This window comes from Cryobacterium adonitolivorans (assembly GCF_004402695.1).
GTDB classification, from domain to species: Bacteria; Actinomycetota; Actinomycetes; order Actinomycetales; family Microbacteriaceae; genus Cryobacterium; species Cryobacterium adonitolivorans.
On the sequence record NZ_SOFL01000040.1, the window covers coordinates 48,037 to 61,158 of the forward strand.

12 protein-coding genes are annotated in these 13,122 nt (G+C 67.9%); 11 read left to right on the forward strand and 1 reads right to left on the reverse strand.

Annotated features, from left to right (window positions below; translation table 11 throughout):
• Positions 1 to 73 precede the first annotated feature (73 nt).
• From E3O42_RS12435 to dapF, 10 genes are all read left to right on the forward strand, one after another.
• Entirely contained in the window at positions 74 to 3,034 is a 2,961-nt protein-coding gene (locus E3O42_RS12435; RefSeq protein WP_134454245.1) for an FtsK/SpoIIIE family DNA translocase, read from the forward strand.
• Between the two features lie 3 nt (positions 3,035 to 3,037).
• The gene (gene pgsA / locus E3O42_RS12440) at positions 3,038 to 3,640 is read left to right on the forward strand and encodes a CDP-diacylglycerol--glycerol-3-phosphate 3-phosphatidyltransferase (RefSeq protein ID WP_134454246.1); all 603 of its coding nucleotides are present in this window, start codon (positions 3,038 to 3,040) and stop codon (positions 3,638 to 3,640) included.
• A 56-nt stretch (positions 3,641 to 3,696) separates the two neighbouring features.
• Positions 3,697 to 4,221: a CinA family protein gene (locus E3O42_RS12445; protein WP_174844263.1), complete on the forward strand. Its 525-nt coding sequence runs from the start codon at positions 3,697 to 3,699 to the stop codon at positions 4,219 to 4,221.
• A gap of 165 nt (positions 4,222 to 4,386) precedes the next feature.
• Positions 4,387 to 4,695, forward strand: a complete 309-nt coding sequence (locus E3O42_RS12450) for a helix-turn-helix domain-containing protein (protein ID WP_088455722.1) — start codon at positions 4,387 to 4,389, stop codon at positions 4,693 to 4,695.
• 67 nt (positions 4,696 to 4,762) lie between these two features.
• Entirely contained in the window at positions 4,763 to 4,984 is a 222-nt protein-coding gene (locus E3O42_RS12455; RefSeq protein WP_104162463.1) for a DUF3046 domain-containing protein, read from the forward strand.
• 336 nt (positions 4,985 to 5,320) lie between these two features.
• Positions 5,321 to 6,463 (forward strand): recombinase RecA, encoded by a 1,143-nt coding sequence (gene recA / locus E3O42_RS12460; protein ID WP_134454247.1) that lies wholly within the window; start codon positions 5,321 to 5,323, stop codon positions 6,461 to 6,463.
• 5 nt (positions 6,464 to 6,468) lie between these two features.
• The gene (locus tag E3O42_RS12465) at positions 6,469 to 7,098 is read left to right on the forward strand and encodes a regulatory protein RecX (protein WP_134454248.1); all 630 of its coding nucleotides are present in this window, start codon (positions 6,469 to 6,471) and stop codon (positions 7,096 to 7,098) included.
• A gap of 59 nt (positions 7,099 to 7,157) precedes the next feature.
• A complete protein-coding gene (gene miaB / locus E3O42_RS12470) occupies positions 7,158 to 8,837 on the forward strand; it encodes a tRNA (N6-isopentenyl adenosine(37)-C2)-methylthiotransferase MiaB (RefSeq protein ID WP_134454249.1) in 1,680 nt (559 codons plus the stop codon).
• Positions 8,838 to 8,843: 6 nt separating this feature from the next.
• Positions 8,844 to 9,752: a tRNA (adenosine(37)-N6)-dimethylallyltransferase MiaA gene (miaA, locus tag E3O42_RS12475; RefSeq protein WP_134454250.1), complete on the forward strand. Its 909-nt coding sequence runs from the start codon at positions 8,844 to 8,846 to the stop codon at positions 9,750 to 9,752.
• A gap of 38 nt (positions 9,753 to 9,790) precedes the next feature.
• The gene (gene dapF, locus E3O42_RS12480) at positions 9,791 to 10,672 is read left to right on the forward strand and encodes a diaminopimelate epimerase (protein ID WP_134454251.1); all 882 of its coding nucleotides are present in this window, start codon (positions 9,791 to 9,793) and stop codon (positions 10,670 to 10,672) included.
• A gap of 72 nt (positions 10,673 to 10,744) precedes the next feature.
• On the opposite strand, the gene E3O42_RS12485 is transcribed toward dapF, so the two are convergent.
• Positions 10,745 to 11,371, reverse strand: coding sequence for a class I SAM-dependent methyltransferase (locus tag E3O42_RS12485; RefSeq protein WP_134454252.1), 627 nt, complete (start codon positions 11,369 to 11,371; stop codon positions 10,745 to 10,747).
• Between the two features lie 41 nt (positions 11,372 to 11,412).
• Between E3O42_RS12485 and hflX the strand changes: the two genes are divergently transcribed.
• Positions 11,413 to 12,957, forward strand: coding sequence for a GTPase HflX (hflX, locus tag E3O42_RS12490; protein WP_134454253.1), 1,545 nt, complete (start codon positions 11,413 to 11,415; stop codon positions 12,955 to 12,957).
• Positions 12,958 to 13,122 lie beyond the last annotated feature (165 nt).

The window sequence follows — 13,122 nt, forward strand, 5'->3', positions numbered from 1 at the left end:
CGCCGGGGCGGTTGCCGGGGCAATTGGGCGTGGGCTCACGCCGATGTCGGCGCTCGGCGGTACCGTGGAACACATGGCTACGAGCACTAAGTCGACCGGGCGTGCCCGCAGCACGCCTGCGCGCGGCACCGGAACGACCGCGCGAACCAAGGCCGGCAGCACCGCGACCCAGAAGACCGTAAAATTCACCCCGACCGTGACCAAGCCGGGCATCGCCGTACGCATCTGGATGGGACTGGCCCACGTCAGCGGCGGCGCCGCCCGCGCGCTCGGCCCCGAGCAGCTCTCCAGGGAGGAACGCCGCGACGGCCTGCCCTTCTTCCTCGTGCTGCTGTCCATCGCCGGCGCCGTGATCGAGTGGTTCCTGATCAACGACCCTGTGGCCCAGACCCTGGACGCCTGGACCTTCGGTGGGCTCTTCGGCCGGGTGGCCTTCGCCCTTCCGGTGATAATGCTGCTCTTTGCGATCTGGCTGTTCCGCAACCCCAGCTCAGTGCACGACAACGGCCGTATCGGCATCGGGCTGTCCCTGCTGCTGGTCACGGTGTCCGGGCTCTGCCACATTTTCGGCGGACAGCCGGCGCCCAGCCAGGGCATGGAGGTCCTGGCCCTTTCCGGCGGCGTGATCGGCTGGATGATCGCGGCCCCGCTGATCTACCTGATGACCACCGTTGGCGCGGCCATCGTCGTGATCCTGCTGCTCATCCTCAGCCTCTTCATCATCACCAAGACCCCGCCGAACAAGATCGGTGATCGCAGCCGCGAACTCTACGCGTGGCTGTTCGGTGCACCGCTGCCGGCCCCCGAGGAGCGCGCCGCCGCCAAGGAGATCCGCCAGGAGCGCATCCAGGCCCTCAAGACCAAGCAGATCGAACTCGACGGCCTCGACCCGGCCCACGACGACGAGACCGACGAGGGCGCCCTGCCCTGGTGGCGACGCAACACCAGCAAGCGCGAGGAAGACCCCGACTTCAGCAGCGCCGTCTCCACTAATTCAAACGGCACTAATTCAAACGGCACTAATTCAAACGGCACCAATCCAAACGGCACCGACCATGAGGCTGACCCGCCGGCGGCAGATCCGCTCAGCATGCTGCTCAACCACGGCGCGGATGCGGCCAAGGGCGGCTTCGACACCGCCCTCGAGTCACCCCAGCCGCCCGCTTCCCAGGACCACTACGGCACCGAGGTGCTCGAAGACCTGCTCAAGGCCGAGGAGGCCATCAAACGCTTCACCGGTGAAGTCGACGCGGTGCCGCACGCGACGGGCCTTCAAGCCGACGACCCGGTCGGCCTTACCGAAGTGCTGCCGGGCCTGGACGACCTCGACGAGGCGGCCACGGCGGTAGACCGGTCCGCGACCGACCTCGCCTTCGGCGAGCAGCCGAACCTGCCCTACGTGCTGCCCTCGTCCACGACCCTCACCGCCGGTCCGCCGGCCAAGGCCCGTTCCGCCGCCAACGACGAGATCGTCAAGTCCATCACCGAGGTGCTCAGCCAGTTCTCGGTGGATGCCCGCGTCACCGGCTTCTCCCGCGGCCCGACGGTCACCCAGTACGAGATCGAACTCGGCCCCGGCGTCAAGGTCGAGCGGGTCACCGCCCTGAGCAAGAATCTCTCCTACGCCGTCGCCTCCAACGAGGTGCGCATCCTCTCGCCGATCCCCGGCAAGAGCGCCATCGGCATCGAGATCCCCAACACCGACCGCGAAATCGTCACCCTCGGCGACGTGCTGCGCTCGACCACGGCGACCAACAGCACCCATCCGATGACCATCGGCGTGGGCAAGGACGTCGGCGGCGGCTTCGTCATCGCCAACCTCGCCAAGATGCCCCACCTGCTCGTGGCCGGATCCACCGGCTCGGGTAAGTCCAGCTTCGTCAACTCGATGATCACCAGCCTGCTCATGCGGGCCAAGCCCAGCGACGTGCGCATGGTCCTCATCGACCCCAAGCGCGTCGAACTTGCCGCGTACGCCGGCGTGCCGCACCTGATCACCCCCATCATCACGAACCCCAAGAAGGCCGCCGAAGCGCTGCAGTGGGTCGTGAAGGAGATGGACATGCGTTACGACGACCTGGCCAGCTTCGGTTTCAGGCACATCGACGACTTCAACAAGGCCGTGGTCAACAACGAGATCGTGCTACCCGCCGGCAGCGCCCGCAAGCTCAAGCCCTACCCCTACCTGCTGGTGGTCGTCGACGAGCTCGCCGACCTCATGATGGTGGCTCCGCGCGACGTCGAAGACTCGATCGTGCGCATCACCCAGCTCGCTCGCGCCTCCGGCATCCACCTGGTGCTGGCCACCCAGCGGCCCAGCGTCGACGTGGTCACCGGCCTGATCAAGGCCAATGTGCCCTCCCGGCTGGCCTTCGCGGTGACCAGCGTCACCGACTCCCGGGTCATCCTCGACCAGCCAGGCGCGGACAAGCTGATCGGCCAGGGCGACGCGTTGTTCCTGCCGATGGGCGCCTCCAAGGCCCTGCGCGTGCAGGGCGCCTGGGTCAACGAGGCCGAGATCGAACGGGTCGTCAAGCACGTCACCCAACAGGCCCGGCCCGACTACCGGCCCGACGTCTCCGCCGAGGCGCCGCGCAAGGAGATCGACTCCGACATCGGCGACGACCTCGAGGTGCTGCTCGCCGCCGCCGAACTCGTGGTGTCCACACAGTTCGGCTCCACCTCGATGCTGCAGCGCAAGCTCCGCGTGGGCTTCGCCAAGGCCGGCCGCCTGATGGACCTGCTCGAATCCCGCGAGATCGTCGGCCCGTCCGAGGGCTCCAAGGCCCGCGACGTGCTCGTCACCGCCGAACAGCTGCCGAGCGTCCTGGCCAAGCTGCGCGGCTCCGACGCCGAGCACCACGCCGCCACCGCCCGCTCGCAGTTCGAGGAGTCCCAGCGGGCGCAGGCGCACGAGCCGGCAACGCCCGACCCGCGCTACGCCGACGACCCGGTGGCGAAGATGAGCGAAGGGTACGCTGAGGACGAGGGCGACTCGGACGAAGACGCCTGGCAACTCACCGACAGGGAATGACCCATGGCTACACCGCGCGACCCGGCCACGCCGTCCAACTGGAACCTGCCGAACATCATCACCATCGTGCGCATCCTGCTCGCGCCGCTGTTCTTCTTGATGCTTCTGTCCGACAACGGCGCCGACGGCGCCCTGCGCTGGTGGGCCGCCGTGCTCTTCATCGTGGCCATCGCCACCGACGGCGTCGACGGGGCCATCGCCCGCCGGTACAACCTGGTCACCGACCTGGGCAAGCTGCTCGACCCGATCGCCGACAAGATCCTCACCGGCGCCGCGCTGATCGGCCTGTCCATCCTCAACGAGTTGCCCTGGTGGGTCACCCTGGTCATCCTGGTGCGCGAGATCGGCATCACGGTCTTCAGGTTCGCCATGCTGCGCGACCGGGTCATCCCGGCGTCCCGCGGCGGCAAACTCAAGACCCTCGCGCAGTCTGTGGCGATCTCTCTGGCCCTGTTGCCGCTCTGGCTGGTCTTCGGCGACTGGATCAACTGGGTCAACACCATCACCATGACCCTCGCCCTGGTGCTCACCGTGTACACCGGCATCGAATACCTCGTCGCCGCCCGCCGGGAGAACCAGCACGTCAAGCCGCCCGAAAATGCCTGAGTCGATTCGTGCGTGAGTCGATTCGTGCGTGAGTCGATTCGTGCGTGAGTCGATTCGTGCGTGAGCCGACGGCCCGCCCGGATGCGGCGGCCGCCCTGGTCGCCGCCCTCACCGCCCGGCACCTCACCATCGCCGTGGCGGAGTCCCTGACCGGCGGGCTGCTCGTGGCCGAGCTCGTACGCATTCCCGGAGCATCCGCCGTCGTCAACGGGGGAGTGGTGGCCTACCAGACCCCGATCAAGCACACGCTGCTGGGCGTGGACGACGTGCTGCTGGCCGAGCATGGCGCCGTGCACCCCGAGGTCGCCAGGCAGATGGCCACCGGGGTGCGCACCGCGTTGGCGATCGAGGGGCGCCCGGCCGACATCGGCATCTCGACGACCGGGGTGGCCGGCCCGGACGAACAAGACGGCCAGAGTGTCGGCACGGTCTACCTGGGGCTGTCTTTCGGGGATAAAGTGCGGGCAATATCGGTCAGTCTCACCGGTGACCGCTCGGAGATCCGGGCGCAAACCGTCGCGTGCGCGATCGAAGCTGTGTGTCAGCTGATTGAAACCACAAAGCGCCGGATCGCGGAATAGTTCCAGTTACCGGTGGGTTACAGAACACATATTCACAAGAAAAGTCCAGTCATCCTCGATAATCTGAGGTGTCGGATGGATAGAGTACTGTTGGCCATCCGCCACACAAAACTGACCGGTTGAGTGGGCCCCAGCAGACTAGACAGCACGAAGAAGGAGGTTCCGATGATTCTTGTTCGTCAGGAAATCGGCGATGTGCTCAGGGACTTCCGCCTGCAGAAGGGTCGCACCCTGCGCCAGGTTGCGAGCAAGGCAAGTGTGGCCCTCGGCTACCTGTCTGAAGTGGAACGCGGTCAGAAGGAAGCCTCATCCGAGATTCTTGCTTCGGTCGCTGACGCGCTGGATACACCGATTTCGGTGATCATGCGCGAGGTCGGCGATCGGCTGGCCGTCATCGAGGGAATCGATCGTTTCCCCGACACCGTACCCGACGAGCTGGTTGCCAAGTTCGACGCCAGCATGATGATGCGCTAATCGGCCGTCTCCACGGCATTGCCGAACCGCGTATCGCCCGAATAGGTATTGCCCGAGTGAGCACCGCATGCGATTGAGTGAGTTCCGCCAGGCTCTGAAAGACGAGTTCGGCGAGGGCTACGGCCGGGTGCTCACCCGGGATCTGGTCCTGGGTCCGCTCGGCCGGACCGCCGACCAGGCCCTCGCGGGCGGAGTCCCCGCCCGCGACGTCTGGTTGGCCCTCTGTGCCGAAACGGATGTTCCGCAGGGCCGCCGTCACGGCGCCGGGCTTCCTCCGGCCCGCAGCTGATCCGGTCGCGCCAGCAGCACCCAGACGGAAGCAAACCATGAGCCACCAACGGCCCGGCCCTCCAGCCGGGCCGTTGCTCGTTTCTGGAGAAGATTCCGACACACCGCACGATCGTCGAATGCGTGTTCGGTTCTTGGTAGGCTCCTCCACAGTAGTAGTCGAAGACGGATTGTCCACCGTCGCGGTGTCTCCCGGCCAGTGTCGGGGGTGCTGCGTACAGTCGCATTCGTCAACGACAACAGCGCACCTGCCTTGTCGAGAGCGGTCGCCGGGGTCCTCCCGGTGGCCGAAACGACAGCCTATAGGCGCCACGCGCACGACCCAAAGGAGCACACCATGGCATCAGCAGCAGACCGCGAGAAGGCACTCGACACCGCGCTCGCCCAAATCGACCGCCAGTTCGGCAAGGGCTCGGTCATGCGCCTCGGCAGCGACGAGCGCGCCCCCGTCGAGACCATCTCCACCGGGTCGATCGCTTTGGACGTCGCGCTCGGCATAGGCGGACTGCCCCGCGGCCGGATCGTGGAGATCTACGGCCCGGAGTCCTCGGGTAAGACCACGCTCACCCTGCACGCCATCGCGAACGCGCAGAAGAACGGCGGCATCGCCGCGTTCATCGACGCCGAGCACGCCCTCGATCCCGAATACGCCAAGAAGCTCGGCGTCGACATCGATGCCCTCCTTGTCTCCCAGCCCGACACCGGTGAGCAGGCGCTAGAAATCGCCGACATGCTCGTGCGAAGCGGCTCGATCGACCTGATCGTCATCGACTCCGTCGCCGCGCTCGTACCGCGCGCCGAAATCGAAGGCGAGATGGGTGACTCCCACGTGGGCCTGCAGGCCCGTCTGATGTCACAGGCGCTCCGCAAGCTCACCGGTGGGCTCAGCCAGACCAACACCACCATGATCTTCATCAACCAACTGCGCGAGAAGATCGGCGTGATGTTCGGCAGCCCGGAGACCACCGCCGGCGGCAAGGCGCTGAAGTTCTACGCCTCGGTGCGACTGGACATCCGCCGCATCGAGACCCTCAAGGACGGCACCGAAGCCGTCGGTAACCGCACCAGGGTCAAGGTGGTCAAGAACAAGATGGCGCCGCCGTTCAAGCAGGCCGAATTCGACATCATCTACGGCGTCGGCATCTCCCGCGAGGGCAGCCTGATCGACTTCGGAGTCGACCAGGGCATCGTCAAGAAGTCCGGCGCCTGGTACACCTACGACGGCGACCAGCTCGGCCAGGGCAAGGAAAACTCCCGCAACTTCCTGCTGCGCAACGCCGACATGGCCAACGAGATCGAAACCAAGATCAAGAACAAGCTCGGCGTGGGCGCCGAGGGCAAGGCCGCAAAGAAGGCCACCGACGACGCCGCCACAGCGGCAGCGGCAGCTGCGGCCGCGGCAACGGGTGCGGCTACCGGCACCGACGGTGCCAAGGTCCCGTCCATCGCGTCCAAGGCCGCCGCACGCAAGGGCGCCTAGCCGTCATGGTTCACTTCGAACCCTCGCGCGGTAAAGCCGGTGCCGGCTCGGCGGCCGACCGGGAAAGCCTCGCCCCGGTGACGTACCTGCCGGGGGCGAGCCCCGCGGAGCAGGCCGATGACGCCGCGGACGACGCAGCCGAGGAGCGCGAACACGCGGAGAAGCTGCTCCTGCGGCGGCTCCGCGGCCGGTCCCTCTCGATCGTCGAGGCCCAGAAGCTGCTGCGGTCCACCGAGATCGACGAGGTGGCCGTGCAGGAGATCCTCGAACGCTTCACCGAGCTGCACTACCTCGACGAGGAGAAGCTCGCCGACCAGATCATGCACAGCCACCACGAACGCAAGGGCCTGGGCCGCAGCGGCGTGGGCGCCGAGATGCGCCAACGCGGGCTCGATGCCGAGTTGATCGCCGAGAAGCTCGAGGAGATGCCGGACGACGAGGCCGAACGGGCGACCGAACTGGCGCTCAAGCGCGTGCAGCAGCTGGACAGGTTCGACGATGCCACCATCGATCGCCGGCTCACCGGATTCCTGATGCGCAAAGGGTACGCCTCCTCGGTGGTGCGCGACGCCGTCAAGGCCGCTCTCGCGTCCCGGCGGGGTTCCGGCCGCGCGTCCACCGTGCGGTTCCGGTAACTGTGGGGTTCTTCGCTTCAGGTGAGACCGGTCGCGCGCACGCGTAAGCTGAGGTAACTATGAGCAGCGTCACCGCACCGTCCCTCGCCACCCCGTCATCCCTCGACCCGTCGCCGCACAGCGCGACAGTGATCGCACCGTCCTCGGCGGCGAGGGATGACGAGGGCCGGGCCCGCACCTACGAGGTGCGCACCTTCGGCTGCCAGATGAACGTGCACGACTCCGAGCGGCTCAGCGGCTCCCTCGAGGCGGCCGGCTACGTCTCGGCGGCCGGCGCCGAGGCCGACATCGTCGTGATCAACACCTGCGCGGTGCGGGAGAACGCCGACAACAAGCTCTACGGCAACCTCGGTTACCTCGCCTCGGTGAAGCGCAAGCACGCCGGCATGCAGATCGCGGTCGGCGGCTGCCTGGCCCAGAAGGACAAGGCCACGATCCTGGCCAAGGCCCCGTGGGTGGACGTGGTGTTCGGCACCCACAACATGGGGTCGCTGCCCAGCCTGCTCGAGCGCGCCCGGCACAACGGCGAGGCCCAGCTGGAGATCCTGGAATCCCTGGAAACCTTCCCGTCCACCCTGCCGACCAAGCGCGACTCGAGCTACAGCGGCTGGGTCTCCATCTCGGTCGGGTGCAACAACACCTGCACCTTCTGCATCGTGCCCGCACTCCGGGGCAAGGAGAAAGACCGCCGCCCCGGCGAAATCCTCGCAGAAATTCAGGCCCTCGTCGACGACGGCGCCATCGAGGTGACCCTGCTCGGCCAGAACGTGAACTCCTACGGGGTGGAGTTCGGCGACAGGCTCGCGTTCGGCAAGCTGCTGCGCGCGGCCGGCCAGATCGAGGGACTCGAACGCATCCGCTTCACCAGCCCGCACCCCGCCGCGTTCACCGACGACGTCATCGATGCCATGGCCGAGACCCCCGCCGTGATGCCCCAGCTGCACATGCCGCTGCAGTCCGGCTCCAACAGGGTGCTCAAGGCCATGCGCCGCTCCTACCGGTCCACCAAGTTCCTCGGCATCCTCGAGCGCGTGCGGGCGCAGATGCCCGACGCGGCGATCAGCACCGACATCATCGTCGGCTTCCCCGGCGAGACCGAGGAGGACTTCCTCGAGACCATGCGGGTCGTCGAGGAGTCAAGATTCGCCACGGCCTTCACTTTCCAGTACTCCATCCGGCCGGGCACCCCGGCGGCCACCATGGCCGACCAGGTGCCCAAAGCCGTGGTGCAGGACCGCTACGAACGGCTGATCGCCCTGCAGGAGCGGATCTCCTGGGAAGAGAACCGCGCCATCATCGGCCGCGAGGTCGAACTCCTCGTCGCCAACGGTGAGGGTCGCAAGGATGCCGACACCCACCGGCTCAGCGGGCGCGCCCCCGACAGCCGGCTCGTGCATTTCGACGTGCCCGCCGGCTCCGGCCTGCCCCGTCCCGGCGATATGGTCACAGTGACCGTCACCCAGGCCGCACCGTTCCACCTCATCGCCGACTCCGTCGACCAGGCGCCGCTGCGCATCCGCCGCACCATTGCCGGGGACGCCTGGGACCGGGAGCAGGCCGAGTCCTGCGGGGTGCCCGCCTCGGCGGGGACGACCGGCAGCGCGGTCTCGTTGGGCCTGCCGACACTGCGGGTGGGCGGGCCCAGCCTCACCCTGTCCAACCTCAGCCAGCACGCCGCTACCGGGCACGGCGGCGCCACGACGATCCCGATCTACCCGGTCGACGACGCGGAACGCTAGGACCCGGTGCTCGTTGTCATCGTCGGACCGACCGGTACCGGCAAATCCGAGCTGTCCCTGGACATCGCCGAACGGCTGATCACGGCCGGCCGGCCGGCCGAGATCGTGAACGCCGACGCGATGCAGCTGTACCGGGGCATGGACATCGGCACCGCCAAGCTCGCTCCCGCCGAGCGCCGCGGGGTCCCGCACCATCTGTTGGACGTGCTCGACGTGGCCGACGAGGCCACCGTCGCCCGCTACCAGGTGGAGGCCCGCGCCGCCATCGCCGGCATCATCGAGCGCGGCGCCGTACCCATCCTCGTCGGCGGGTCCGGCCTCTACGTGTCCTCCGTCGTCTACGACTTCCAGTTTCCCGGCACCGACCCGGTGCTCCGCGCCCGTCTCGAGGCCGAGCTCGTGGAGCAGGGCCCCGGCCTGATGTATGACCGGCTGAAGGCCCTCGACCCCGGCGCAGCGGCCCGCATCGGCGCCAGCAACGGCCGTCGGCTCGTGCGAGCCCTCGAGGTCGTCGAGCTCACCGGGGCTCCGCACGCCGCGGTGCTGCCCGGCGACCCGGTCTACTGGATGCCCGCCGTCACGCTCGGGCTGCGCCTGCCACGCGAGGTCCTCACCCCGCGTCTGGATGCCCGGGTAGACCGCATGTGGACGGCCGGACTCGTCGAGGAGGTGCGCGGCCTCATCCCCGCGGGACTGGAAGGCGGCGTCACGGCCAGCCGGGCCATCGGCTACGCCCAGGCCCTCGGCCAGGTGCGCGGCACCGTGTCGCAGGCGGATGCCGTCGAGGCGACCCAGCAACTCACCCGGCGGTATGCCCGTCGTCAGGTGAGCTGGTTCAAACGTGACCCGCACACCCACTGGATCGACGCCGACGACGCGGACCGCGTCGACCAGGCCGCCAGCCACCTGCCCTGACGCAAGAGCCTGTAGGCCCGAGTCCCTAAACTGGGACCATGGGCATCGATCTCACGTTCACCAAGGGCCACGGCACCGGCAACGACTTCGTGCTGTTCGCCGACCCCGACGGCTTGCTGACGCTCACCCCGGAGCAGATCCAGGGCATCTGCGACCGCCAGTTCGGCGTCGGCGCCGACGGCATCATCCGCGCCGTACGCTCGGCCAACCTCAACGCGGGCGCCGCTGCCCTCGCCGAAGACGACGGCGCCGAATGGTTCATGGACTACTGGAACGCCGACGGCACGGTCTCGGAGATGTGCGGCAACGGCATCCGCGTGTACACCCGGTTCCTGCTCGAACAGGGACTCGTCGACCTCGGCCCCGGCGACACCCTTCCGATCGGCACCCGCAGCGGCGTGCGCGACGTGCAGCGCAACGCCACCGGCTACCAGGTGGACCTCGGCCGCTGGCGGCTGGAGCCGGGGGAGACCCTGGTGCGTGCCAAGAACCTCGCCGTGGCCCGCCCCGGCCTCGGCATCAACGTGGGCAACCCGCACGTTGTGGTGGCCCTCGCCGACGAAGACGAGCTCGAGAGCGCCGACCTGACCTTCATCCCGCAGCTGGACCCCGAGCCCGCCGACGGCGCCAACGTGGAGTTCGTGCTGCCGCACGACCCGCTGGTCGTCGACGGCGTCGGCCGCATCCGGATGCGCGTGCACGAACGCGGCAGCGGCGAGACCCTCTCCTGCGGCACCGGCGCCGTCGCCGCGGCCCTGGCCACCCGGCACTGGGCCGGCCAGGGAGCGCCGAACCAGTGGCGCGTCGAGGTTCCCGGCGGTGTGCTGGGCGTGCGGATGTTCCCCACCGAAGACGGCGAGCACGTCTCGCTCTCCGGCCCCGCGACCTTAGTCTTCGACGGCACCCTCAAGCTCGCGTAACACTCTCGCGAACCGTGAGTTAAGCACCGAAAACCCTCGGGTTTAGGGGCTTAGCTCACAGTTCGCGGGGGGTCAGGCGGGTTTGTGGGCCTGGAGGATGCGGAAGCCCTTGTCCGTGGCGTAACGGGAGACCTCGAGTGCGCCGGGGAGCTGGGCGCCGGGGAACTCCTCGGCGAGCCAGCGCTGCAGCGAATCGGAGCCGAGGTTGCGCTGCACGACGAGCCAGGCATCCGTGCCGGACTTCAGGCGCGGCAGCCAGTGCTCGAGCATCGTGTGCAACTCTGCCTTGCCCACCCGGATCGGCGGATTCGACCAGATGCCGGCGAACACCACGGAATCGGGAACATCCGCCGGCAGGACGGCGTTGATGTTCGTGAGCCCCAGGTCGGCGGCGTTCATCCGCACCAGTTCGAGAGCTCGCTCGTTGACGTCGACGGCCCAGACCGTGGCTGTCGGATCGGCCAGTGCCAGGTGCAGGCTGATCGGGCCCCAGCCACAACCTAGGTCCAGCACATCTCCGCCGCCGGAGGGCAGCGGAGCCTCGCGCATCAGCACCTTGGTGCCGGTATCGATGTGCTCGGGGGAGAAAATCGCGTTCGCGGTGGTGACCTCGCGGATTGCTCCGGCGATCTTCACGGTGATCTTCCGCAATTTCAGGTCGCTGCCCGGAGTCGACGAGAAATAGTGTTCGGAAGCCATACAGCGAACTTATCGAAAAAAGAGGAACTAGAGTTAAAGCAATGACTGATATAAACGCTCCACACGATGGCGATGACGATGTAGTTGCGCGCGTGTTGGCCAGCGCCGAGAGCCGGTCCTCCGGCTACTCGCTATTCGCGAGCGGATCGGCGCAGGCCCTCTCGGCACGCCCGGCCAGCGGCGGTTTCGACGGCGGCGACCACGACGGCGAACAGACCGAGCGTGAAGACCGCAATGCCCTGCGCCGCGTCGGCGGGCTCTCCACCGAACTGCAGGACGTCACCGAGGTTGAATACCGCCAGCTGCGCCTGGAAAACGTCGTTCTGATCGGCGTCTACTCCGCCCGCAGCCTGCTCGACGCCGAGAACTCCATGCGCGAGCTCGCCGCCCTGGCCGAAACCGCCGGGGCCACGGTGCTCGACGGCCTGCTGCAGCGCCGCGCCACCCCCGACCCCAGCACCTACCTCGGCAAGGGCAAGGCCCTCGAACTCGCCTCCATCGTGGCGGCGCTCGGCGCCGACACCGTGATCGCCGACACCGAGCTCGCGCCCAGCCAGCGGCGCGCGCTGGAGGATGTGGTCAAGGTGAAGGTCATCGACCGCACAGCCGTGATCCTGGACATCTTCAGCCAGCACGCCAAGAGCCGGGAGGGCAAGGCCCAGGTCGAACTCGCCCAGCTCGCCTACCTGCTTCCCCGCCTCCGCGGCTGGGGCGACTCGATGTCGCGCCAGGCCGGTGGCCAGGTCGGTGGCGCCGGCGCCGGCATGGGCTCGCGTGGACCCGGTGAGACGAAGATCGAACTCGACCGTCGTCGCATCCACACCCGGATGTCACGGCTGCGTAAGCAGATGGTGGAGATGAAGCCCGCCCGCGAGGCCAAGCGCGCCAACCGCAAGCGCAACGCGGTGCCCTCTGTCGCGATCGTCGGGTACACCAACGCCGGCAAGTCCAGCCTGCTCAACCGCATCACCAAGGCCGGCGTGCTCGTGGAGAACTCCCTCTTCGCCACCCTCGACGCCACAGTGCGGAAGTCCACCACGGCCGACGGCCGGTTGTACACCTTCACCGACACCGTCGGTTTTGTGCGCAACCTGCCGCACCAGTTGGTGGAGGCGTTCCGCTCCACCCTCGAGGAGGTCGCAGACTCCGACGTCATCATCCACGTCGTCGACGCGTCACATCCCGACCCGGCCAGCCAGCTGGCAACGGTCCGCGAGGTCGTCGGCGAGGTTGGCGCCAGCGACATCCCCGAACTGGTCGTGTTCAACAAGAGCGACCTGGTCAGCGAGGATGACCGCCTCGTGTTGCGTGGCCTCGCGCCCAAGGCGATCTTCGTGTCCGCCCGCACCGGCGAGGGCATCGAAGCCGTGCTCGAGGCCATCGAAACCTTGCTCCCGCGCCCGGAGATCCGCCTGGACCTGCTGATCCCCTACGACCGCGGCGACCTCATCCCGATCCTGCACGAGCAGGGCAAGGTGCTGGCGCTCGACTACGCCGAGACCGGCACCCTCGTCACCGCCCTGGTATCACCCGGTATCGAGGCCCAGTTCACCCCGTTCGTGGTGACACCGGCCATCGCCGGCTGACCCGTTCACGCCCGCTGGGCGGCACCCGCATCCGTCACCGGAGCGAGTGCCGCCCGCTGTCGTTAACGGGCGGTTTGTGCCGCCGAACGTAACATTCGGCCATGCGACTGTGCCGCACGAATGCCCGTTGTTAGAGTCATCTCAATCGTTGCCGGGCCTCTCACC

Excerpts from the sequence above, each read along its gene's own strand:
- dapF (WP_134454251.1), top strand. The coding sequence starts at position 9,791 with ATGGGCATCGATCTCACGTTCACCAAGGGCCACGGCACCGGCAACGAC.
- E3O42_RS12465 (WP_134454248.1), top strand. The coding sequence starts at position 6,469 with ATGGTTCACTTCGAACCCTCGCGCGGTAAAGCCGGTGCCGGCTCGGCG.
- pgsA (WP_134454246.1), top strand. The coding sequence starts at position 3,038 with ATGGCTACACCGCGCGACCCGGCCACGCCGTCCAACTGGAACCTGCCG.
- recA (WP_134454247.1), top strand. The coding sequence starts at position 5,321 with ATGGCATCAGCAGCAGACCGCGAGAAGGCACTCGACACCGCGCTCGCC.
- E3O42_RS12455 (WP_104162463.1), top strand. The coding sequence starts at position 4,763 with ATGCGATTGAGTGAGTTCCGCCAGGCTCTGAAAGACGAGTTCGGCGAG.
- E3O42_RS12485 (WP_134454252.1), bottom strand. The coding sequence starts at position 11,371 with ATGGCTTCCGAACACTATTTCTCGTCGACTCCGGGCAGCGACCTGAAA.
- E3O42_RS12450 (WP_088455722.1), top strand. The coding sequence starts at position 4,387 with ATGATTCTTGTTCGTCAGGAAATCGGCGATGTGCTCAGGGACTTCCGC.
- miaB (WP_134454249.1), top strand. The coding sequence starts at position 7,158 with ATGAGCAGCGTCACCGCACCGTCCCTCGCCACCCCGTCATCCCTCGAC.
- hflX (WP_134454253.1), top strand. The coding sequence starts at position 11,413 with ATGACTGATATAAACGCTCCACACGATGGCGATGACGATGTAGTTGCG.
- E3O42_RS12435 (WP_134454245.1), top strand. The coding sequence starts at position 74 with ATGGCTACGAGCACTAAGTCGACCGGGCGTGCCCGCAGCACGCCTGCG.